The organism is Pseudomonas sp. Pdm06, assembly GCF_014851795.1.
Taxonomy (GTDB): Bacteria; Pseudomonadota; Gammaproteobacteria; order Pseudomonadales; family Pseudomonadaceae; genus Aquipseudomonas; species Aquipseudomonas fluorescens_AA.
Map to the genome: position 1 here is coordinate 282,531 of NZ_JACVAH010000003.1, position 23,622 is coordinate 306,152.

Annotated in this window: 20 protein-coding genes; 18 read left to right on the forward strand and 2 right to left on the reverse strand. The window is 61.7% G+C overall.

The annotated features are described in order from the left end of the window. Nucleotides 1-124: 124 nt before the first annotated feature. The 18 genes from IB266_RS06850 (at nt 125) to IB266_RS06935 (ending at nt 21,579) form a co-directional block, all read left to right on the forward strand. Nucleotides 125-1,804, forward strand: coding sequence for a DUF1302 domain-containing protein (locus IB266_RS06850; protein ID WP_192260672.1), 1,680 nt, complete (start codon nt 125-127; stop codon nt 1,802-1,804). Between the two features lie 12 nt (nt 1,805-1,816). Next, complete coding sequence (locus IB266_RS06855; protein WP_060742805.1) at nt 1,817-3,181, forward strand: DUF1329 domain-containing protein; 1,365 nt, start codon at nt 1,817-1,819, stop codon at nt 3,179-3,181. A gap of 69 nt (nt 3,182-3,250) precedes the next feature. After that, nucleotides 3,251-4,354, forward strand: a complete 1,104-nt coding sequence (locus tag IB266_RS06860) for a YCF48-related protein (RefSeq protein ID WP_192260673.1) — start codon at nt 3,251-3,253, stop codon at nt 4,352-4,354. Between the two features lie 4 nt (nt 4,355-4,358). After that, nucleotides 4,359-6,890, forward strand: coding sequence for an efflux RND transporter permease subunit (locus tag IB266_RS06865; RefSeq protein WP_192260674.1), 2,532 nt, complete (start codon nt 4,359-4,361; stop codon nt 6,888-6,890). 126 nt (nt 6,891-7,016) lie between these two features. Further along, complete coding sequence (locus IB266_RS06870; protein WP_192260675.1) at nt 7,017-8,216, forward strand: MFS transporter; 1,200 nt, start codon at nt 7,017-7,019, stop codon at nt 8,214-8,216. A gap of 48 nt (nt 8,217-8,264) precedes the next feature. Continuing rightward, nucleotides 8,265-9,308, forward strand: a complete 1,044-nt coding sequence (locus IB266_RS06875; protein WP_192260676.1) for an aromatic ring-hydroxylating dioxygenase subunit alpha — start codon at nt 8,265-8,267, stop codon at nt 9,306-9,308. 31 nt (nt 9,309-9,339) lie between these two features. After that, the gene (locus IB266_RS06880; protein WP_192260677.1) at nt 9,340-10,383 is read left to right on the forward strand and encodes an aromatic ring-hydroxylating dioxygenase subunit alpha; all 1,044 of its coding nucleotides are present in this window, start codon (nt 9,340-9,342) and stop codon (nt 10,381-10,383) included. Beyond that, a complete protein-coding gene (locus IB266_RS06885) occupies nt 10,383-11,336 on the forward strand; it encodes a PDR/VanB family oxidoreductase (RefSeq protein ID WP_192260678.1) in 954 nt (317 codons plus the stop codon). Before IB266_RS06880 ends, IB266_RS06885 begins: the two co-directional genes overlap by 1 nt. Nucleotides 11,337-11,399: 63 nt before the next feature. Beyond that, the gene (locus tag IB266_RS06890; protein WP_060742798.1) at nt 11,400-11,972 is read left to right on the forward strand and encodes a cupin domain-containing protein; all 573 of its coding nucleotides are present in this window, start codon (nt 11,400-11,402) and stop codon (nt 11,970-11,972) included. Beyond that, nucleotides 11,969-12,961 (forward strand): fumarylacetoacetate hydrolase family protein, encoded by a 993-nt coding sequence (locus IB266_RS06895; protein WP_192260679.1) that lies wholly within the window; start codon nt 11,969-11,971, stop codon nt 12,959-12,961. The genes IB266_RS06890 and IB266_RS06895 overlap by 4 nt, the downstream gene beginning before the upstream one ends. Next, a complete protein-coding gene (locus IB266_RS06900; protein WP_060742796.1) occupies nt 12,952-13,959 on the forward strand; it encodes an NAD-dependent epimerase/dehydratase family protein in 1,008 nt (335 codons plus the stop codon). Before IB266_RS06895 ends, IB266_RS06900 begins: the two co-directional genes overlap by 10 nt. Then, entirely contained in the window at nt 13,946-14,731 is a 786-nt protein-coding gene (locus IB266_RS06905; RefSeq protein ID WP_177431680.1) for a cyclase family protein, read from the forward strand. Before IB266_RS06900 ends, IB266_RS06905 begins: the two co-directional genes overlap by 14 nt. Next, the gene (locus tag IB266_RS06910; protein WP_192260817.1) at nt 14,728-15,459 is read left to right on the forward strand and encodes a FadR/GntR family transcriptional regulator; all 732 of its coding nucleotides are present in this window, start codon (nt 14,728-14,730) and stop codon (nt 15,457-15,459) included. The genes IB266_RS06905 and IB266_RS06910 overlap by 4 nt, the downstream gene beginning before the upstream one ends. Further along, entirely contained in the window at nt 15,456-16,406 is a 951-nt protein-coding gene (locus IB266_RS06915) for a LysR family transcriptional regulator (RefSeq protein WP_192260680.1), read from the forward strand. The genes IB266_RS06910 and IB266_RS06915 overlap by 4 nt, the downstream gene beginning before the upstream one ends. A 99-nt stretch (nt 16,407-16,505) precedes the next feature. After that, complete coding sequence (locus tag IB266_RS06920; RefSeq protein WP_192260681.1) at nt 16,506-17,516, forward strand: ornithine cyclodeaminase family protein; 1,011 nt, start codon at nt 16,506-16,508, stop codon at nt 17,514-17,516. Between the two features lie 26 nt (nt 17,517-17,542). Continuing rightward, nucleotides 17,543-18,559: a dihydrodipicolinate synthase family protein gene (locus IB266_RS06925; RefSeq protein WP_192260682.1), complete on the forward strand. Its 1,017-nt coding sequence runs from the start codon at nt 17,543-17,545 to the stop codon at nt 18,557-18,559. Nucleotides 18,560-18,575: 16 nt separating this feature from the next. Continuing rightward, nucleotides 18,576-20,045 (forward strand): NAD-dependent succinate-semialdehyde dehydrogenase, encoded by a 1,470-nt coding sequence (locus IB266_RS06930; RefSeq protein WP_103308146.1) that lies wholly within the window; start codon nt 18,576-18,578, stop codon nt 20,043-20,045. A gap of 400 nt (nt 20,046-20,445) precedes the next feature. Beyond that, complete coding sequence (locus IB266_RS06935) at nt 20,446-21,579, forward strand: FAD-dependent oxidoreductase (RefSeq protein WP_103308147.1); 1,134 nt, start codon at nt 20,446-20,448, stop codon at nt 21,577-21,579. 105 nt (nt 21,580-21,684) lie between these two features. On the opposite strand, the gene IB266_RS06940 is transcribed toward IB266_RS06935, so the two are convergent. Further along, on the reverse strand, nt 21,685-22,380 hold the full coding sequence (locus tag IB266_RS06940; RefSeq protein ID WP_263864925.1) for an EthD domain-containing protein: 696 nt from the start codon (nt 22,378-22,380) through the stop codon (nt 21,685-21,687). Nucleotides 22,381-22,672: 292 nt separating this feature from the next. Further along, nucleotides 22,673-23,575 (reverse strand): LysR substrate-binding domain-containing protein, encoded by a 903-nt coding sequence (locus IB266_RS06945; protein ID WP_192260684.1) that lies wholly within the window; start codon nt 23,573-23,575, stop codon nt 22,673-22,675. Nucleotides 23,576-23,622: the final 47 nt, after the last annotated feature.

The following is a 23,622-nucleotide window of genomic DNA, read 5'->3' on the forward strand; positions in this document are numbered from 1 at the left end:
CGGCAAAAACTGAATGCGCTCTCCCATGGATGCTTCATGCCTGTACAGGCTTGGCCCGGTTGGACTGCGGGCGCCGTTTCACCAGAAGAGCTGACATACAACAACAATAAAGAGGGTTACTTCGATGGCTACTCGCAAGATCGCTGCGTCACGGCGCGTCCCCTTCACCCTGACCCTTGCGGCCAGCCTGGGGCTTGGCGCCTCGGCTGCCCAGGCTTTTCAGATCGATACCGGCAATCCCGATCTCAGCTTGCGCTGGGACAACACGCTGAAGTACAGCGCCGCCTGGCGCCTGAAGGACCCCAGCAGCAAACTCAGCGAGGGCCAGACGGCGCTGAACCAGAATGACGGCGATCACAACTTCGGCAAGGGGCTGATCTCCAATCGCCTGGATATTCTTTCCGAACTGGATATCGGTTTTCACAACTTCGGGGCCCGTCTCAGCGGTGCGGCCTGGTACGACACCGTCTACCAGGACCGTAACGACAACAACGATGCGGCCAGTGCCAACCAGCGCTCGGTGGGCTTCGACGAATTCACCAGCGACACCCGCCAGCTGCACGGCGGTGACGGTGAACTGCTGGATGCCTTTGTCTACTGGAACGGTGAGCTGGCCGACCGTACCTTGTCGGTTCGCGCGGGGCGCCATGGCCTGATCTGGGGCGAGAGCCTGTTCTTCGGCGGCAACGGCATTGCCGGGGCCATGGCGCCGGTGGACGTGGTCAAGGCGCAATCGGTGCCCAACACCCAATTCAAGGAAATCACCCGGCCGGTCAACCAGCTCTCGACCGCCTACCAACTGACCGATGACGTGTCATTGGGGGCCTTCTACCAGTTGGAGTGGGAAGCCACTCGCTTGCCGGGCGCCGGCAGCTACTTCTCCACCAGCGATACCATCGGCGACGGCAATGAACGGCTGATCACTGGCGGGCCGTTTCCGGATTTTCTTGGCGGTAATGCCAACAGCCCGGCCGCGTTTTTCCATGGCAAGGACAAGAAAGCCAGGAGTTCCGGCCAGGGCGGCCTGCAGCTCAAGTACAACACCGGGACGATGGATTACGGCCTCTACGCGCTGCAATATCACGAGAAAACGCCGACGTTGTATTTGAAACCGAATGCCACCGGGCCGAACTTCAGTACCGGGCAAGTCGGCGAATATTCCTGGGTCTACCCGGAAGATATCCGTGTCCTGGGCGCCAGTTTCGCGACCTCCGTGGACGAGTACAGCTTTGCCGGCGAGGCATCGATGCGCTGGAACATGCCGCTGGTGTCCAACGCCCAGACCGTCCTGACGGGCGTCGAGGCGGACAACAACGATGACGCCCTCTATGCCGTCGGCCGTACGGCCCACGTCAACCTCAACGTCCTGGCATCGCTGGGCCCTTCCTTCGTCGCCAATGAAGCCAGCCTGTTAGGGGAAATCGCCTGGAACCGCCTGCTCGCCGTGACCAGGAACCGCGCCGCCCTGGACCCTAACGCCACCGATGACGGCCTGGGCTTGAAGTTGGTGTACACGCCCACCTATCGCCAGTTCTTCCCGGGCGTGGACATCAGCGTGCCGCTGGGCATCAGCTATTTCCCCATGGGCAAGTCGGCTGTGATCAGCGGGTTCGGCCCCGACAGAGGAGGGGACATGAACATCGGCGTCTCCGCCACCTACCTGGACCAAGTGACCGTGGGGCTGACCTACACCCACTTCTACGGTCCCGAGGACACCAGTCTCAACGCCGCCAACCAGTTCAATTACAAGCAGTCGCTGAAGGACCGGGATTACCTGGCTTTCTCCGTCAAGACCACGTTCTAAGAGGATTTGCGCATGACCATTCAGTTCACTCTAAAGGCCTTGTGCTTAACCCTGCTGGCCGCCGCCGCGCCGATGACCTTGGCCGCCAGCGCTGAACAAGCGGCCGCGCTGGGCAAGACCCTGACACCCTTCGGTGCCGAGAAAGCCGGCAATGCCGATGGCAGCATCCCGGCCTGGGACGGTGGCTACACCAAGGTCGATCCGAGCTACGTCCCGGGTGGTAAGCGTGGTGATCCGTTTGCCGCGGACAAACCCTTGTACAGCATCACCAGCCAGAACCTGGCCAAGTACGCCGACAAGCTCAGTGACGGCACCAAGGAGCTGTTCAAGCGCTTCCCGGAGACCTATCGCATCGACGTCTATCCGACCCGGCGCACGGCGGCCGCGCCGCAGTGGGTCTATGACAACACGCTCAAGAATGCGACCCGCGCCAAACTGGTCAACAGCAGCGCCGGCCTGATCCCCGACGGTGCCTATGGTGGGATCCCGTTTCCGATTCCCCAGAACGGTACCGAAGCCATCTGGAACCACCTGCTGAACTGGCGCGGCACCTCGGTCGCGGCGCATTTTCGCCACTATCTGATGACGGCCGACGGCAACCAGGTGATGACGAGCGACGGCCTGTTGACTCAGGAAATGCCCTACTACTTCGAGGAGGGCGGTCCTGAAAACTACTCGGGTGACTACTGGCTGGTGCACTTTGTCAATCTTGGCCCGGCGATTCGTGCCGGCGAGCAGATCCTGGGGCGCGAGAACATCAATGGCGACAAATCCCAGGCCCATGTCTATCTGAGCGGCCAGCGTCGGGTGCGCACGCTGCCCAACGCCTGCTGCGATACACCGACGCCGTCCACCGCCGGGGTCATGTCCTTCGACGAGCTGAGCGTATGGGGCGGTCGCACGGATCGGTTCGACTGGAAACTGGTGGGCAAGCAGGAGATGTACGTCCCCTACAACACCAACAAGGCGCAGAACGCTGCACAGCCGCAGGACCTGCTAGGCAAGCATCATCTGAACCCGGATTACGTGCGCTGGGAGCTACACCGCGTCTGGGTGGTCGAGTCGACGCTGGCCGCCGGCAAGCGTCACCAGTTGCCCAAGGGCCGTTACTACCTCGACGAGGACACTTGGCAGGCCCTGCTCGGTGACCGTTGGGATGCCAGCGGCCAACTGGCCAAGACCCTCTGGTCGCTGCCTTCCGTATTGCCCGACCTGCCAGGCCTGGTGCAACTGTCCGCCGGTTTTTATGACCTGACCTCCGGCGCGTGGTTTATCCAGAACCTCTACGCCGGCTTGCCGGAACAGTATCACGCGGTTGATCGCTACAAGGCCTCGGAGTTCTCGCCGGCGGCGATGGCGGGGCGCGGCGTGCGTTAACTGAGCTGAGAGTCAAGGACATGCCTGTCGGCGTGTCCTTGGGGTACGAGTGTTTGTCCGAGGTAGGTTATGAACAGAATCAGTCAGGCGGGCGCTTTGCTCTCGGCCCTGTATTTGCCCTTCGCCGCGAGCGTGTGCCTGGCCGGGCCGGTTGCGGTGGGCGTGCCGCTCAATACCCCGGCCATGCGGGTACCGGCTGCGCAGAATGGCGTATTGATCGACCTGGCGCGTGCCGGCACGCGTCTGGTGGCCGTGGGCGAGCGCGGCCTGGTGCTGTTCTCCGACGACAATGGGCAAAGCTGGCATCAGGCTTCGGTACCGGTTTCGGTCAGCCTGACGGCGGTGCGCTTCGTGGATGCGCAAAGGGGGTGGGCTGTCGGCCACGCGGGTGTGGTGCTGGCGACGCTGGATGGTGGTGAACACTGGACGCTGCAGCTCGACGGTGCGCGCGTGGCACAGCTGGAGCTGGACGCCGCCAGGGCGGACCAGGCCACGGCTGCCGACCTGGATGCCGCCCAGGTACGGGTACAAAATGCCGAGCGTCTTGTCGCCGATGGTCCAGACAAACCGTTCCTGGCGCTGGAATTCGTCGATGCGCGCCGCGGGTTGATCGTCGGTGCCTACGGTTTGGCGCTGCTGACCACCGATGGTGGCGCCACCTGGCAGTCGCTGATGGGGCATGTCGCCAACCCGAACGACTTGCACTTGTACGCCATCAGTCGCCAGGGCACACGTTGGTTCCTGGCTGGCGAACAGGGTTACCTGGCGCGCTCGGACGACGACGCGGCGTCGTTCAGCCAGTTGGACAGCCCTTACGAAGGCAGTTTCTTCACCTTGCAGAATCGCGCGGATGGCGCGCTGGTGGTCGCAGGTCTCAAGGGCAATGCCTTTATCTCCCACGACGCTGGTGCCAGTTTCCAGCGTCTGTCGGTACCCGTACCCATCTCTTTCAACGACGCCACCCGCCTGGCCGACGGCCAACTGCTGCTGGTCAACCAGGGCGGCACGTTGTTTCGCAACAGCGAGCAGACCGGGGCGGCGCTTCTGCCACTGGGCAACCCCTTGGGCAAGCCTGTTTCAAGTGTGATCGAGGCCGCCGATGGCAGCCTGATCGTTGCCGGTTTCACCGGGCTGCAGCGTCTTGCGCAGCCAGCCACTGCCGCTTCGGAGTGAGGTTATGACGTCCCCTGGTAATTTTTCCCAGTCCCCTGCGAATGCGTTCGAAGACTTCGATCCGCGTTCCGGTTCGGTGCTCGAGCGAGCCCTGTTCAACCATCGCTTGTGGGTGTTGCTGCTGTGCCTGGCGACCACGCTGGTGCTGGGTTGGCAATCCAGTCGTGTCGAGCTCAATGCCAGTTTCGAAAAAATGATCCCTACCCATCAGCCCTATATCGCCAACTACCTTGAGCACCAAAAGGAACTGAGCGGGCTGGGTAATGCAGTGCGCATCGCGGTGGTCAACAAGCGGGGCGATATCTACGACAGCACCTACCTCAAGACCCTGCAGGCGTTGAGCGACAAGATCTACCTGCTGCCCGGTGTCGACCGTGCATACATGAAATCGCTCTGGACACCGGCCACGCGCTGGGTGGCGGTGACCGAGGCGGGCCTGGAGGGTGGGCCGGTCATTCCGGATAACTACGATGGCGGCGCCGCGAGCCTTGCAGCATTACGGCGCAATGTGCAGCTGTCCAACGAAATCGGCCAGTTGGTGGCGCTCGACCAGACCTCGAGCATCATCCAGGTACCGCTGTTGCAGCGGACCCCCGATGGCCGGCCATTGGACTACACCCAGCTGTCGCAACAACTGGAGTCGTTGCGCAGCCAATACCAGAGCGACAGCATCGACATTCGCATCACCGGTTTCGCCAAGAAAGTCGGTGACCTGATCGCCGGCCTGCAGCAGATCCTGATCTTCTTCGCCGTGGCGATCCTGATCACCACGGTTGTGCTGTATTGGTACACCCGCTGCATACGCAGCACCTTGCTGGTGGTGTTCTGCTCATTGGTGGCGGTGGTCTGGCAGCTCGGCCTGCTGCCGCTCCTGAATTATCAACTGGACCCCTATTCGGTGTTGGTGCCGTTCCTGGTGTTTGCCATTGGCATGAGCCATGGCGCACAGAAGATGAACGGCATCATGCAGGACATCGGGCGCGGCATGCACCGGGTGGTCGCCGCGCGCTTCACTTTCCGTCGCCTGTTCCTTGCCGGTCTCACCGCGCTGCTGTGCGATGCGGTCGGCTTCGCGGTGCTGATGATCATCAAGATCCAGGTGATCCAGGACCTGGCGATGATCGCCAGTATCGGCGTGGCCGTGCTGATCTTCACCAACTTGATCTTGCTACCCATATTGCTTTCCTACGTTGGGGTCAGCGGCCGCGCGGCGCGACTGAGCCTAAAAAGCGAGCACGCCGAACAAGCGGGCCAGCATCGCCATGGGTTCTGGCGTTTCCTGGACCTGTTCACTCAGCGCCGCTGGGCGGCGTTGTGCATCGCCCTGAGCCTGGCGCTGGCGACGCTCGGCTTCGTGGTCAGCCTGCAATTGAAAGTCGGGGATCTGGATGCGGGCGCGCCCGAGCTGCGGGCCGACTCGCGCTACAACCAGGATGATGCATTCCTCACCCGGCATTACGGCGCCAGCAGCGATCTGTTCGCGGTGATGATCAAGACCCCCGCCAGCGCCTGTTCGCGCTATGACATCCTGAACAAGGTCGATGCCCTCGACTGGCAGTTGCGCACCTTGCCGGGTGTCGATTCGACCAACTCCCTGGCGTTGCTCAACCGCCGCATGCTGGTGGGCCTCAGCGAAGGCAGCCCGAAGTGGTATGAGCTGCAGAACAACCAGGCGATGCTCAACATGGTCACCGCCGGCGCGCCGCGCGGCCTGTACAACGAAGACTGCAGCCTGCTGACGCTGTACGTCTACCTCTCCGACCACAAGGCGCAAACCCTGAGCCGCCTGGTCGATCACGTCGAGCAATTCGCCGCGGCGAACAATACCGACGATGTCCAGTTCCTCCTGGCCGCTGGCAATGCCGGGATCGAGGCAGCGACCAACATTGTCGTCAAGCAGGCCAACCGCGAAATGCTGTTCTGGGTCTACGGCGCGGTGATCCTGCTGTGCCTGATCACCTTCCGCTCCTGGCGCGCCACGATTTGCGCGGTGATCCCGCTGATGCTCACGTCGATCCTCTGTGAGGCGCTGATGGTCTGGCTGAACATCGGCGTCAAGGTCGCGACCCTGCCGGTGATCGCCCTCGGCGTGGGCATCGGCGTCGACTACGCGTTGTACGTGATGAGCATCCTGCTCGGTCATATGCGCCAGGGCACAAGCCTGTCGCAGGCGTATTACCGGGCACTGCTGTCCACCGGCAAGGTGGTGATGCTGACCGGTGTGACCCTGGCGATCGGCGTGGCCACCTGGATGTTTTCGCCGATCAAGTTCCAGGCCGACATGGGCGTGCTGCTGGCTTTCATGTTCGTCTGGAACATGGTCGGCGCGCTGGTTCTGTTGCCGGCCCTGGCTCACTTCCTGTTGCCGAGCAAACGGGTGAGCACCGGGCAAGCCGAGGCTAAGCCCAACCATTCGACGAGCCTGCCGCTGATGCCTGCCGCAGCCGAGGAGGGGGCCTGCGCGAAGCACTCACTGCGCCTGCCGTCGGGACACGATCAAACGACCACGGCGGCTGCTAATTCCGTCGCGTCATAACAACAAGAAAGGACTTTCCCATGCCTCGTGTGTATCTGTTCCAGCAGTCTCTATGGCTTGACCTTATCGCCGGCCTGAGCGCCTTCGGCATGGCGTTCTGCGCGACCCAACCAGCGGAGGTGCGTGATGAGCGTTGAACGTCAGGCGCGGCTGCCGCAATCCTTGTTGCTCTTGCTCGGCAGTTGTCTGCCGGTACTTGGCGCGGTGCTGCTGGCCCCCATCCTGCCGCGTATGCAGGAACACTTCGCCGACACGCCGGGTGTGGCGGTGCTGGTGCCCATTGCCCTGACGCTACCGGCGTTGATGATTGCGTTGTTGGCCCCCGTGGCCGGGATCATCGCCGACCGACTGGGGCGCAAACCGTTGCTGATCGGTGCGATGGTGCTCTACACCGTCTGTGGCGTGCTGCCGCTCTGGCTGGAGTCGCTGCAGGTCATCGTGATCAGCCGCGCCGGCATCGGTGTGGCCGAGGCGGCGATCATGACCTGCTGCACCACGATGATGGGTGACTACTACAGCGGTGCGCGGCGTGAACGCATGTTTGCCCTGCAGATGGTTGCGACCTCGTTGTCGGCGGCGATTTTCATTGCCGTCGGTGGCGTGCTCGGCGAGCACGGCTGGCGCACCCCGTTTGCCCTGTATGGGTTGGGGCTGCTGTTCCTGCCGCTGATGGCTTGGTTGCTGTGGGAGCCGCGTGGGCAGGTTGTCACTGCGACGACGATGAGCCGGGCATTCCCCTGGCGTCCCCTGGCACCGTTGTATGCCCTGGCATTCCTGGCCGGCTTGAGCTTGTTCATCGTGCCGGTACAAGTGGGCTATCTGCTCAACCTGCTGCATGTCGAAGGGTCGCAGCAGATCGGCATGACCATGGGCGCCAGTCAGTTCGGCGTACTGGTCGGCGCTCTGAGTTTCCGGTTGTTCCGTGGTGTCCCGGCGCACCGGCAGATGCTCCTGGCCTTTGTCGCGGCCGGTATCGGTGGCGGGCTGCTGGCGGTGGCCGGCAGTCATGGGCTGGTGGTGATCGCCGTCCTGATCAACGGCCTGGGCATCGGCCTGATGATGCCGACCCTGCTCACCTGGATCATGGCCCAGGTCGACTTCCAGCAGCGTGGCCGCGCCGCCGGCGGCTTCACGGCGATGTTCTTCGCCGGTGAGTTCGCCAGCCCGCTGGTGGTGCTGGCGATCACGGGTGGGGTGATCAGCGCTTTGCCGGCCGCCCTGGGAATCGTCGCGAGCGTTCAACTGTTGGTGGCCTTGGCCTGCATTCGTTTGCGGGGCAGCGGGTCTGCTTTTCCCACAGCGGTTGCCGCAGATCCTGAGCGCTGACCTGCCCATTCGCCGTTTCATCAAAATAAGAACAATGAGGAGAACATCATGAGTTATTTGCTCGACACCTGGTACATCGCTGGATGGGCAGACGAGCTGGCGCAAGGTGGGATGCTTGGCAGAACCATCGTCGAACAACCCATCGTGTTCTTTCGCGATAGCCAGGGTGTGATCCAGGCACTCGCTGATCGTTGTCCGCACCGTTTTGCCCCGCTGCACATGGGCAAGATTGTCGGCGACAGCGTGCAGTGCCCGTACCACGGCTTGCGTTTCGATGGCAGTGGCCAATGTACGCACAACCCCCATGGCGATGGCACCGTCCCCAAGGCTGCCTGTGTTCGCGCGTTCGCGGTCGTCGAGCGCCATGGGGCGATCTGGGTCTGGCCTGGCGATTCGAGTCAGGTCAACGATGGGCTGATCCCTGATTTTTCCTTCCTCGAACAGGCTCCAACCCACGCCAAGGGGCATGGGTATTTACCAACCCGTGCGCACTACGAGTTGCTGTCCGACAACATCATGGACCTGAGCCACGTTGATTTCCTGCACCCCGATACGCTTGGTGGCGGGGCGTTGTCACGCACGCGCGCCACCATCGAGGAGTTGCCCAACGATCGCGTGCGCATCAGTTGGTGGGCGCCCGATGACGTTCCCCCGCCGGCTTTCGGCGCTCACCTTGAAGACCCGACCCGGGCAGACGTCTGGGCCGAAGTCATCTGGCACGCACCCGGCCTGATGCTGCTGGGCAGTGGCGCCACGCCTCCAGGGTGCCCCAGGGAAGAGGGGCCCGTGACATGGAACCTGCACCTGATGACACCGCAGGACGCGACGAACACCCATTACTTCTTTGCCAATACACGCAGTTTCGAGCAGGACAATGCTCAGTTGAATGCCTTCGTCCAGGACATGTTGATCGGTATTTTCGCCGGTGAAGACAAACCCATGGTCGAGGCTCAACAGCGCCAGATTGGCGAAGTTGATCTGCTCGGCCTTAACCCTGTGTTGCTGCCAGTCGATGCCGGCGCCGTACGTTGCCGACGTGTTCTGCGTCGGTTGATTGAAGCCGAGCGGGCAAGGACACAAGCCAGCCTGTGACCCACCTGTCGTTTTGAAAAGAGGAATTGCGATGAGTTTTCTACGCAACGTCTGGTATGCGGCCGCCTGGGGCGTCGAGGTCAAGGCCGGTGCGCTGTTCCAACGAACCCTGCTCAATGAGCCCGTGGTGTTTTTCCGTGATACCCAAGGCACCGCTCAAGCCATTGCCGATCGGTGCCCACACCGTTTTGCGCCCTTGGGCATGGGCGTGCTCAAGGGCGATGCGGTGCAGTGTCCGTACCACGGCCTGACGTTTGATGGCCATGGCACCTGCGTGCACAACCCTCACGGCGATGGTGCTATTCCCCGGGCCGCCAAGGTCAAGGCCTATCCCCTGGTTGAACGGCATAGCTTGTTGTGGATCTGGATGGGCGATACGACCCAGGCCGATGCGGCGCTGATCCCGGATTTCAGTTGCATGGACAATGACAATTGGTATGTCGGCAAGCGCTACCTGCACGCCAAGGCCAACTACGTGCTGGAAGCCGACAACATCATGGACCTGAGTCATATCGAGTTTCTGCACCCGGCTACGTTGGGCGGCGATGGCGTCAAGAGCGCGCTGACGAGCGTCCGGGAGGACGGCGACACCGTCTGGTCCAATCGCCAAACTGTTGCGGAAATCATGCCTGAGTTTCTCTACAAGGCCTGGAACATCCCCCAAGGCACCCCGGTGGATCGTTGGATCGACGTGCGTTGGGATGCCCCTGCGAATATGTTGCTGTTCTCCGGTGCAGTGGCGACAGGGCGCCCCAGGGCGCAGGGCGTTTCCACGCCGATCCCCCATCTGTTCACCCCAGAAACCGAAACCACGACGCACTACTGGTTCTCAGTCTGTTTTCCCAAGGCGATGGGCGAGTTCGCCGAGAGACTCGCTGATGAGCAGGTGGCCGCGATCAGCCAGCCTTTTGCCGATGAAGATTTGCCAATGCTGGAGGCTCAGCAGCGGATGATGGGAGATGCGGGCTTCTGGGACCTTAAACCGGTCTTGCTGATCGGAGATGCCGGAGCCATTCGCGCGCGGCGCGTGCTCGATCGGCTGATTGCCGCTGAACATTCAGTGGGTGCCCAGTGATGATCGATGTCGTTGTGACCCGCAAGCATCGCGAAGCCGAAGGCATCTACAGCTTCGAACTGGCCCCGGCCGACGATTCCATGCTGCCTGCTTTCAGTGCCGGCTCGCATATCGACGTGCATCTGCCCAATGGCCTGGTGCGCCAGTACTCACTGTGCAATCACCCGCAAGAGCACCACCGCTACCTGCTGGGCGTGTTGCTCGACCCGGCGTCTCGCGGCGGCTCGCAGGCCATGCACGAGCAAGTGCACGAAGGCACCCGGCTGCGGATCAGCGAGCCACGCAACCTGTTCCCGTTGGAGCATGGGGCGGAGTACAGCGTGCTGTTCGCGGGCGGTATCGGCATCACGCCGATCCTCTGCATGGCCGAGCGCCTGGCGCGGATCGGCGCGCCTTTCGAGTTGCACTACTGCGGTCGCTCGGCCCAGCGCATGGCCTTTATCGAGCACATCCGCCATTCGGCGTTTGCCGATTGCGTGCACGTTCATGTGGACGATGGTGAGGATGCTCAGCGTCTGGACAGTGCTCGGGTCTTGTCCGCGCCGGCGAGTGACCACCACCTGTACGTCTGTGGCCCTACTGGCTTCATGGAGCACGTGCTCGGCACGGCGCGCGAGCAGGGCTGGGCCGAGGCGCAATTGCACCGTGAGTACTTTAGCGCCGCCGCTGTCCCGACGGGTGAGGCGGGCTGCTTCGAGGTGCAACTGGCTAGCACGGGACAGTGTTTCCACGTGCCAGCCGCGCTCAGCGTTGCCCAGGTGCTGCTGGAGGCGGGTATCGATATTCCCTTGTCCTGCGAGCAGGGCATCTGTGGCACCTGCATCACGCGCGTGCTGGAAGGTGAGCCGGAGCATCGCGACATGTTCTTGACCGATGCCGAACGGGCCCGCAACGACCAGTTCACGCCGTGTTGCTCGCGTGCCAGGAGCGCCCGGCTGGTGCTCGATCTTTAAGGTTTTTTCATGCATCCATCTTTACCCGCTGCCGTGTTTCGCCAATTGATTGAGGAGTCGAACATGCAACAACTTCCTGGTTTCAAACGCGTGGTCACCGGGCACGACGCCCAGGGCCAGGCGGTGGTCGCGCTCAGCGGACCGACGCCCAATAGCTTCCCGCTCAAGTCCGTACCCGGCACGGTCTTCCATGAGATCTGGAACAGTGGCGCCAGCCCGGCCGTGCTGGATAACGGCGACGACCCCACTCGTAAGCCGCTCCAGTTGAGTCCGGCACCGCTGGGCAGTGTGATCCGGGTGGTGGATATTCCGCCCGACAGCATGCAGAACCAAATCAGCGCCGAGGACGCCTTGGCCGCCTTCGCCGAAATTGGCCAGGCCCATGCCGGCACGGGACAGGCGGATTCGAGACACAAGCTGATGCACCGCACCGAAACGCTCGATTACGGCGTGGTCACGGAGGGTGAGGTGTGGTTGGTGCTCGATGGCGAGGAAGTGCATCTCAAGCGCGGTGACATCGTCGTGCAGCGAGGCACCAACCACGCCTGGAGCAATCGCACCGAGCAGATGGCCCGCATGCTCTTCGTCCTGCTCGATGGCCGCTTCGCCCCCGAGCTGCAAGGAGAACCGTCATGAAGCTCAGTACCCTCAAGCATCCCAGCCGCGACGGTCGCCTGCTGGTGGTGTCGCGCGACCTGGCCTGGGCGGTGGAGGCCAGCGATATTGCCGCGACGCTGCAGGATGCCATCGAGCGTTGGCCGAGCGTCGAAGCGGCCTTGCGCTTGCGGTATGACGCCTTGAACGAAGGCATGCTGACCGGTGCCTTCCCCTTTGATCCGCAGCAAGCCGCCGCACCCTTGCCACGTGCCTGGCAGTGGCTGGACGCCTCGTCTTTCCTCAGTCATGGCGAGCGCATGCAGAAAGCGTTCGCACTGGACCCGATCGAAGGTGTTGAACATACGCCGCTGATGTATCAAGGCTGTGGCGATGATTTTCTGGGAGCCCACGACGACATCGTGCTACCCAGTGAAAACCACGGTATCGATTTCGAAGGTGAATTCGCGGTGTTGGTCGATGAAGTCCCCATGGGCTGCTCGGCGCAAGATGCTGTCGACCATGTTCGGCTCATCGTGCAAGTCAACGATGTCAGCTTACGTGCGCTCGCCCCCCGTGAAATGAAGACCGGCTTCGGTTTTATCCAGGCCAAATCCTCGTCGAGTTTTGCCCCGGTGGCGATCACCCCCGACGAGTTGGGCGAGGCCTGGCGCGACGGGCGTGTACACCTGCCGCTGAGGGTCGAATGGAATGGCCAGTGGTTTGGTCATGCCCATGGCGGCGCCATGCATTTCGGCTTTCATCAGTTGATCGCCCATGCGGCCATGACCCGGCGACTCCGGGCCGGCTGCGTGATCGGTTCTGGCACGGTTTCCAATGCCGACCCCACGGTTGGTGCGGCCTGCATCGCCGAGCGTCGTGCCGTTGAGATGATCGAGCAAGGGGCGCCACAGACACCCTTCATGCGCTTTGGTGATCGCGTGCGCATGGAAGTCTTCGACCTGCAAGGGCAGTCGGTTTTCGGGGCGATAGACCAGCGTGTCGTGCGCGGAGGCCTCCCATGCGCGTGATGATTACCGGGGCCAATGGTTTTGTCGGCCGGGCGCTGGTGAAACGATTGCTCCAAACCAATGAACTGCAAGGCCGGTCGATCAGCGCGTTGATACTGCTGGATAAAGAGTTGGCAGGGTTTGCCGACGATAAGCGCCTGCGTCGGCATTGCGGCAGTGTGACCGATGCCGCGTTACTGCGCCGCGCGCTGGCCGATGGCATCGATGTGGTTTTTCACTTGGTCAGCATCCCCGGTGGAGCGGCCGAGCAGCACTATTCACTGGGCTATCAGGTCAACCTGCTGGCAAGCCTGGAGCTGCTTGACCAGTTGCGCCAGCAGCCTGGTGCGCCGGTGCTGGTGTATGCCAGCAGCGTGGCGGTGTACGGCGGCGACCTGCCGGCGCGCATCGATGAGCGTGCCGTGCCGCGCCCGCAGTTGAGCTACGGTGCGCACAAGGCGATGGTGGAAATGGCCCTCAACGACCTTGCCCGACGAGGCGAGGTGGACGGTCGTGCCGTGCGCCTGCCCGGCATTGTCGCCCGTCCACGTGAACCCAATGGACTGCGTTCGGCGTTCATGAGCGATCTGCTGCACGCCTTCGCCGAAGGCCAGCCGTATTGCTGCCCGGTTTCGCCGCAGGCGCAGGCCTGGTGGATGTCCGTACGGTGTTGCGTGGATAACCTGTTACGGGCCGCCGAACTGCCCGCCGCCGAACTTGGCGAGTCACGTGTCTGGCAATTGCCGTTGTTGCACCTGTCCATTGCCCAGGTCATCGATGCCCTGGCCGCTGCCTACGGCCAGGAACGCCGCGCGCTGATCAGCTTCGCACCGGATGCCGGGCTGCAAGCGTTGTTCGGCAACTTTCCTGCAATGAAAACCCCTCTGGCCCGTGCCCTTGGCTTTCGCCATGACGGCTCGGCTGCCGCCTTGATACGAAACAGTTTGAACGCTGCTGCCCCGGCGCGTCGTGTGCGTGGACGGGTGGCGCTTGGAGTGACTGATCATGCAATCAACTAAACGCCGCCTGGTGGACCTGTCCGTTACCCTGGACAACAACCCCTACACCGACCCACCGCCGTTGCTGCCGAAAATCGACTACATGGACCATCAGCAAGGCTGGCCGGAGATGGCCGCGATGTTCCCCGGCCTGTCCAAGGCGCAACTGCCCGGCGACGAATCCTGGGCGGCTGAGCGCCTGCAGATCACGACACACAGCGGTACGCATATGGACGCCCCTTGGCACTACGCCTCGACCACGGACGGTGGCAAGCCGGCGTTTGGCATCGACGAGTTGCCGTTGGAATGGTGCCTGCAACCCGGCGTGAAGCTGGACTTTCGTCATTTGCCGGATGGCCATGTGGTCAGCGCCGCCGAAGTGCAAGCCGAGCTGGCGCGCATCGACCACGTGCTGCAGCCGTTGGACATTGTCCTGGTCAACACTCGCGCCGGTGCGCTGTTCGGTCAGCCAGGGTATCTGGATGCCGGGGTCGGCATCGGCCGCGAGGCTACGTTGTACATGCTCGAGCGCGGCGTGCGCGTGGTCGGCACCGATGCCTGGAGCTGGGACGCGCCGTTCAAGTACACACGCGAACGCTTCGCCGCCACGGGCGACGCCTCGATCATCTGGGAAGGGCACAAGGCCGGACGCGACATCGGCTACGGTCAGATGGAGAAACTGGCCAACCTGGAATGCCTGCCGGCCCATGGTTTCCAGGTGTCCTGCTTCCCCTACAAAATCAGGCACGCTTCGGCCGGCTTTGTCCGCGCCGTCGCGATTTTCGAGGTGTGAACGTGCCGGCGGCCGGTGGAAAAAAACGCGGCAGCCTGTCCCAGGGGCTCGAGGCGCTGCTGTCAGGGCTCATTCTTGAGGGACGACTGCGTGGTGGTGAACAGTTGCCCACCGAATCGGTCCTCATGCTTGAGCATGGGGTCAGCAGAACCGTGGTGCGCGAGGCCATGTCGCGTCTGCAGGCTGCTGGAATGGTCGAGACACGCCACGGTATCGGGACGTTTGTGTGCGGTAGCACCCTGTCGCTGGGGGCCTTCATCGACCCGGCGACCCTCGGCATCATCACAGATTCGCTGGCGATCATGGAGTTTCGGATCGGTCTTGAGGTAGAAGCCGCCGGGCTCGCCGCCTTGCGACGCAGCCCGGATCAGTTGGCGGGGGTGCGGGCGCTCCTCGATCAGCTCGGGCAGCCTGCGGTCAGCGTCAATGATCGGGCCGCGTTGGATTTTCAGTTCCATTTGAGCATTGCCCAGGCGACAGGCAACCACTACATCGCGAGTACACTGCTCAACCTGGGCGTGGTCATCATCCCGCGCAGCCGACTGGATTGTGCGCGACTGTTTCACGATGAGCCTGCGCACTACGAACAGCGCATGCAAAGCGAGCACGAACAGATTTACCAGGCGATCTTCAATCAGGACGCTGAATGTGCGCGCGCTGCCATGCGCCTGCACCTTCACGACAGTCGCGAGTATCTGCATCAGGCGCGCCAAGAGCTGCTGATATGACAAATACCCAGAACTCCCTGGTGCCAGACACGGCCACGCTGCATCCTGCCACGGCGCTCACCATCATCGATCCTCGCTGGACCTTGTTCGTACGTGTCGTGGCGGCTGGCAGCCTCAGCAAAGCGGCCGTGCTGCTGGATATGCCGCAGTCCATGGTGAGTCGCAATATTGCCGTGCTCGAGTCGCAATGTGGCGAGCGCCTGTTTCATCGTACGGGGCGCGGGGTGGTCCTGACCGAATTTGGCGAGCAGTTGTTGCCGTGTATATCGGGCCTTCTCGCGGACGCTGAAGGGCTTGCCGATGACATTCGCAACCTGCGTGGCAAACCGGTGGGCGAGGTGGTCGTAGGCATGTTGCCCTCCGCGGTGCGTCGGTTTGCGGGAACGCTTTTTTCTGCGGTGCGCGCCCAGATGCCGGGGGTGAGGTTGCACCTGATCGAGGGCGCGAGCGCTCAACTCGAAGAGCAACTGCACGATGGTCGCCTGGATATGGCACTGGTGTTGCGCGAGAGCGAGGCCAGCATCGGGCAAGCCCACTTGCTGGCCAGGCTACCGCTGCATCTGGTGGGGCCCGCCGTCGATCCTCTGTTCGGCAATCGAGATATTGCGCTGAAAAATCTATCGGGGTTGCCATTGGTCGTGCCCGGGCGACCGCATTTGCTGAGGGCCAGGCTCGATCATCTGGCCGCCGAGCATGGCGTGGCGTTGTGCGTAGCCGTCGAAGCCGACTCCGTCCAACTCCAGTACGAAGTCGTGGCGGCCGGTGGCGGTTATGCGATTGCTTCTGTACTACCGGGCTCGCTGGATCGACGGCTGATGTCATCGCGCATCGTCGAGCCACTTCTTGAGCGCTTTGTCGTGCTGGTCGAGTCGCCCCGTCGTCCCTTGACCCGTGCCTCCCGTGAAGTGCGCCGGCTGATCTGCAGTCTGGCCATGCCATCGACTTGAGCGATAGCTGCTTTCGATCCCCAGCAGTATTCGGTGGGGTGTGGGCCTCGTAGGGTGTCAGTCAATCACCGATTGATACCCGATTGCGAGGTTAGCGCTATGCATCACCCCCAAGAGTCCCAAGCCATTGCCCCGACGCTTTTTCTCAGCGACGCCGATGTTGCCTCGCTCGCCGACTGGAGCACCGCCGTTGCCGCGCTCGCCGAGGCGTACGCACACCCTGCATCGGATGCCATGGTACCGCCTCGTTCCATGGCCAGGGGCGATGGCATCTGGCTGCGCAGTTTGACCGCTGTACCCCCGGCTGGCGGCCATATGGGCTGCAAGTTGATCGCGGCCTCGATGCGGGCGCGTTGCGCCAGCTACCTGATCGCATTGTTCAACCAGCAAACCATGGCGCTCAGCGCCTTGATCGATGGCAATCGGGTGACGGGGTTGCGCACCGCGGCAACCGCTGCGCTGGCAGTCGATTTGCTGGCGCCCGAGCGCGCGCTGCGGGTAGGTGTGATTGGTGCAGGGTTTGAGGCCCGTGGCGCGTTGGACTGCCTTAAGTCCGTGCGCGATGTGGCCCATGTCCGGGTCTTCAGTCCGACGCCCGCGAGCCGCGAGCGGTTTGCCGAAAGTTTCAGGCCCGGGCTGGATATCCAAGCGGTGAGCAGCGCGCAAGAGGCCGTACGGGATTGTGACGTGGTGATTTGTGCCGCACGCAGCCGTGACGAGTCCCCGGTACTGCAAGGCGCCTGGCTTTGCCCGGGCGCTACGGTCGTGTCGCTGGGGTCCACCTTGCCTGAGCAACGGGAGGTTGACCCGGTCACGATGGAGCGAGCCGTCTGCATCGTCGCGGATATGCCGCAAGAGGTGCTTCACGATACGGGTGACGCCATTGCTGCGATCAGTGCCGGCGTTTATGTCGCCGACAAGTTGGTCGCGCTGTCGGACCTGGTGGCGGGTCGTGTCAACCCGCGCCAGAACGCCAACGACATCGTCCTCTACAAATCGGTGGGCTCGGCGCTGCAGGATGTCGTCATCGCACAAGCGCTGTACGAGCGCGCCAGGCAACAGGGCCTCGGCATCGAGTTGCCTGCCAGCATTGTCCCTGTCTCGAAATAACCCCTCACTGTTCAAAGGAAATCACCATGGCTACTTACAAGAAAGCGGATGCCCGTGCCTGGGCGCGGGAATACCTGGTGGGCTGCTCGGCGGTCACCATCCCGAGTTTTAGCGCCGACCTGAAGCGTCTCAATGAACGGGGCATACGCCACGACATCGAACAGGCGGCAGGACTGGGCTACAGCAGCACGTTGCTGTGCAGCGAACTGGCGATCTCTGCCCAGGAAAACGCCCAGTTCACGGCCTGGGCCCGTGAGTCGGGGAAAAACCTGATCCTGTTCTTCCATGCGGCTTTTGGCACGCTGGCGGAGAACATCGAGGCGGTGAAGCTCGCCGAGAATGCCGGCGCAGACATCGTTCTGCTCTCCTATCCGCCGCAGTTCTGGCCGACCAGCGAGCAGGAAATCTACGACTACACCAAGTCGTTCTGCGACGCGACGGACCTCGCCGTCATGCTGTTCCCGATTCCGCTCTGGGGCTTTGAGCGCGTGCATCCGGCAGGGATGTCGTTGGAATTGGTTCGTCGGCTGTTGGCCGATTGCCCGAACATCGCGGCCATCAAGTCGGAGCAAGGGTTCCCGCTGCCGGCGGGCATTTGCGAGATGTACTACCACTTTCGTGATCAGGTGGTGATCAGTTGCCCGATTGAAGCTGACGCGATCCCCCTGATGAGCCTGATGAAACTGCAGTTTTCCGGCACCAGCAACACGGCCTGGATGAGCGACTACTACCCGAAAGCTTTCGAACTGGCCCGCACGGGCCGCTTCGAGGAGGCGATGGAGCTGTATTGGAAGGTCAATCCGGCCCGCAGCGCCAACGGCGCCGCCGCGCAAAGCTATGCCGGCGGCACCGGGGTACTCAACCGCACGATGTGGAAATACCAGGATTGGCTCGCCGGCTTCAACGGTGGCCCACTGCGAGCCCCGGCGATGCGCGTGCCGGATCGCCTCATGAAGTCCCTGCGTCAAGGGTTGGTTGCGGCGGGGCTGCCGGTGACTGCTGACCCTGACAGCGCCTTCATGATCGGACGTCACCCGTGCTGATTGAGAGGATTGAAAAGTGAAGCATTTACTTAAGGATCCCACGCTGTGGCGTACCGGAGCCTACATCGCTGGAGAGTGGCTGACCGAGACGCCGCACGGCCAGTACACGCTGCGTAATCCGGCGGATCAAACGGTGTTGGCCGAGTTGCCACGCTGCGGTGAAGCTGAGGTTAGGCACGCCATCGACGCGGCGCATGACGCCTTCGGTCCGTGGCGCCGCCTGACGGCTAAACGCCGTGGCGAGGTATTGCGCCGTTGGTACGAGTTGATGGTTGAACATCGTGAGGACATTGCCACGTTGATTACCCTGGAGGAGGGCAAGCCACTGGAGGAGGCGCGGGGTGAAGTCGATTACGCGGCGTCTTTCGTACGCTGGTTTGGCGAGGAAGCCACACGGGTGCGCGGTGATCTGATTCCAGGCGTAAAGGATACACAGCGCATTGTGGTACTGCGCGAGCCCATCGGGGTTTGCGCGGCGATAACACCCTGGAATTTCCCCGCAGCCATGATCACGCGCAAGGCCGCTCCAGCGCTCGCGGCCGGTTGCACGATGGTCGTGAAACCGGCCAGCCAGACACCCCTGACCGCCCTGGCGCTGGCTGAACTCGCCCTGCGTGCGGGTGTGCCGGCCGGTGTTTTCAGTGTGATCACCGGCAATGACACCCGTGACATTGCCGGTGAACTCACGGCCAACCCGCTGGTGCGCAAACTCACCTTCACCGGGTCCACGGAAGTGGGCCGGCTGCTGCTGGCGCAAGCGGCACAGACGGTCAAGAAATGCTCCATGGAACTGGGCGGCAATGCCCCGTTCATTGTCTTCGACGATGCTGATCTTGATGCGGCGGCTGACGGTGTGATGTTGGCCAAGTTTCGCAATGGTGGACAGTCCTGTATCGGCGCGAATCGGGTGCTGGTGCAGTCAGGGGTCTATGACGCATTGGCCGAGCGCATCGTCGAGCGCATGGCACGCCTGAAAGTGGGCAATGGCCTGGAGCCGGGTGTACAGGTTGGGCCGTTGATCGATGACGCGGCGGTACGAAAATCCCAGGCGCTTGTCGATGATGCGCTGGCGCAAGGCGCTCGACTGCTGTCCGGCGGCAAGCCCCATGCCCTGGGCGGGTGTTTCTTCCAACCCACCTTGTTGGCCGATGTGACTCATGGGATGCGGGTCGCCCGCGAAGAGATCTTCGGCCCGGTCATGCCACTGGTGCGTTTCGACAGGGACGACGAAGCTATTGCGATGGCCAACGACAGCGAGTTCGGCTTGGCGGCATATCTGTTCAGCCGCGACGCGGCCCGTATCTGGCGCAACGCCGCCCGCATCGAATCGGGCATGGTGGGCATCAACTGTGGCTTGATTTCAAATGAGGTCGCACCCTTCGGTGGGGTCAAGCAGAGCGGTCTTGGGCGAGAGGGATCTCACCTTGGGATCGATGAGTTCCTTGAGGTGAAATACCTCTGCTGGGATGGCTTGGAAAACGTGTAAACCCACGTCTGCGGTTCATATGAACCGCAGTTCGCTTCATATGCGCGAGGCAAGCGTCCTCGTGTCGGCTCAATCTCACTGCAAACTGATCACCGCCATCGCGAGCAAGCTCGCTCCCACAGGTTTTTGTGTTGTGTCCAGATACCGTGAACACGCGTTGCCCCTGTGGGTACTCAGCAATCGAACAAGCCTTCCCTCCGACACCCATCACCTCCTGCGATACCTCTGATTGTGGAAAGCGATTTCAGCGCTGATAGCCGATTCGATAGTCTCGTTGTCGATCCGGCATTGTCAGTCGGAACTTCATGAGTTTGCGGCATTGAGTCGATAGCGCTGCAGAGCTTGTCGGTGCGCCATGCAATGTCAGCCCGATTGAAATAAGAATAATTAGGAGAGCGTGATGATTGCAGCAGTCAGTAAGGTCCTGGTGATCGGAGGCGGGTTTTCCGGTATGACCGCAGCTATCCAGCTCGCCTCTCAGGGTGTCGAAGTGGACCTGGTGGAGATAGACCCTCTGTGGTGTCCCCTGGGGGCGGGTATTACGCTCAGTGGGCCCACGTTGCGGGCGCTGGATACGGTCGGGATTCTTGAGCGGGTGGCTGGGGAAGGGTATCTGTCGACCAATTTCGATGTGTTTTCACCGGCAGGCGACCTGATCGTGCAGTTGGCGCTTCGACCTCCGGTCAGCGATAAGCCGATACCCTGTGGTGGCGGCATCCTGCGCCCGGTGCTGGCTCGGATCTTTGCCGACAAGACGCGGGAGGTGGGCACTCATGTGCGCCTCGGCATCACGTTCGACAGCATCATCGAGCACGAGAGTGGCGTTGAGGTGTCTTTCACCGACGGCACCGCTGGGCGCTATGACCTGGTCATCGCTGCCGATGGCGTGCACTCGCGGATGCGCAAGGAGTTTTTTCCGGAGGCGCCCTCGCCAAAGCCCATTCACCAGAGTGTCTGGCGCGCGGTGTTGAAGCGTCCGCCGGAAATCGTACGCCCCACGCATTGGCTGGGACGCACCAAGGTCGGCGTCAATCCCATCTCCGAAACGCATATGTACATGTTCCTCATGGAAAACCGCGAATTTTCCGAGTGGATCGATCCGGCCAGTTGGCCAGGTGAAATGGCGCGTCTGCTGGGTGAGTTCCCCGCGCCGGTCCTGCAAGGGCTGGTGCCGCAACTGTACGAGGCGGGCGCCAATATCGACTATCGTCCGCTGGCCAATTTGCTGGTGCCGTTGCCATGGCATAAAGGTCGCATCGTGCTGATTGGAGACACGGTGCATGCCACCACGCCACATCTGGCTTCCGGGGCTGGCATTGGCATCGAGAGCGCCATCGTGCTGGCCGAAGAACTGCTCGCCGATAGCGATCTACAGGCTGCCCTGACGCGGTTCGAAGCGCGGCGTTGGGCGCGCTGCCAACTGGTGGTGGAGAACTCCGCGCGTCTGTGCGAGATAGAAAAGAGTGGGGGTGACAAGGAAGAGCATGCCCAGATCATGCGCGAGTCCACTGCAACGTTGGCCGAGCCTATCTGAGTCATCGGGACTCTTCGGCTGGATGCACCCTGCAAAAGAAGGTGTAGAGAGCGACCTTGAATCGCTTCAGCATCCAGTTCGAAGAGGGAGTGAGGTCATTGACCTCTATTGGCACAAATCCAGGATGACGACTTCATTGACATAGACGAAAAAAGATTCAGACGACAGCACGACGCCCTCGTCAGAAAGCTGTTGGAACAGCGATCGCTGATACTGACGAAAAACAGAAAGATCGGCTTCATGTTCAAACCACAGGCTGGAAGTGCCTTCGTATACCGCTATGTCCGGCCCGAAATAAGACGTCACTCGGTCACCCTCGGGCAGGTATCTGGCGCGAACATGCCTGCGCAGCGCTTTCTGGAAATCCGGGTATCGATTGGCAACAGCGTCGTGAGCTGAATCCCAAGCGGTGAAGAAGGTATCCAGTTGCACCGTTGGATTTTTTTTCAGGAAGACGATCGCTTTCCATTTGTGGGGGGCTGAACCGGTATTGGAGATCTCTACTTCATCCATCAACTGAGCGGCCTGTTTGGACAGGTCGGCGAAATTTTTTGCATCGGGTCCGACGGTTTGTTGGGTATAGGGATCGCTGAAGGTGTGGATCAAGCCTGACATATCGTCAAAAAATAATTCCGTGACGGAGTCTCGGTGAAATGTTTGTGTGTAGGCGCTATCGGAGTCCACCCCGAACGCCGAGTCGATGACATGGTTCTGCACGTATCGTTTGACACCTAGAGGTTTGACCCGGGCGATTTCTCCATGCTGGTGTTCTATATAGCTCAAGAACTCGGCATGAGTCATGCCGGGTTTCCGGCGTACGGCAGCTAGCATTTTAATCATGAGGGCACTCGCGTCTGGTCGGGGTTGATCACATCGAATACGGTTTTGGCGGGCTGCACTCACCGTAATTTTTTAGAAATAAAAGATAAGACCAAGACCGCCCTCGAAACCAATCAGTGTTTCTGCTGGCAGGTATCGCGCAAAAACATGCTTGACGGAGGGCCACAGACCACGAGGCTGTTTCCGGTCAGCCACATCGTCTGCGCAGTGCAGAGCTCACGTTCCCTCGGTCCGGCGAAGGACCTCCCAGGCCTCAGTTGTCAGGAAATGGCAACGACAGAAGCCAGGCGCTGAAGGCCTTCAACGCCGGCAGGTGTTGGTATCGGCTCGCATAGACAAGGTAATAGCTGCGTCCACTTTCCATCGGTTCAAACAGCGCAACCAGGTCGCCACTCTTCAGTTCATCCTGTACCAGGATTTGTGGAACCAGCCCAATCCCGATCCCCGCCGACACGGCTTGTATCAGGTGGGCCGTGAGTTCGAAGCTTGGGCCGGATCGCATGTTGCGGTGGTCGACGTTGTGCTTGTCGAACCAGTCCGACCAGGCCCCGGGCCTTGATACGACGTTCAACAAGGCATGCTCGGTAACGTTCGCCGGCGACATTGCCCGGTACTCGGGCAATGCGGTCGGGCTGGCGATCACCACCAGCTTTTCCGTGAGCAACTGATGTGCAATGTAGCCAGGCCACTCCCCCGAGCCTGCGCAGATGATTGCATTCATGTCGTGGGTGGAGGATTGAACGTCCTCGCGGATGATCCTCGAATGTATGTGCACCAGCAGGTCCGGGTGCTTGGCATAGAACTCATGCATCCGCGGCAGAAGCCATTTGGAACCGAGGGTTGGCAGCACGGCCAGGTTCAATGGGCCGCTGTCGCTCTTGTAGGCGATGGCCTGCAACGTTGCGCTTCGAATACGCCCCAACGCGGCCGCCAGCTCGTGCTGATACAGCCCGCCGGCGGCGGTCAATTCAATCTTTCGCCCTTCGCGGCGGAAGAGTTCGATTTCAAGTTGCGTCTCCAGGGTCTGCACCTGCCGGCTGACGGCGCTTTGTGTCAGTGCCAACTCTTCCGCGGCCTTGGTGAAGCTGCAATGGCGTGCGGCGGCCTCAAAGGCAACCAGCAGCGACATCGAGGGCGTCAGTCGTCTAGGGTTCATTCATAAAGCTCATGCAAAACCAGCAGGAATTACGTTTGCTCCGACCG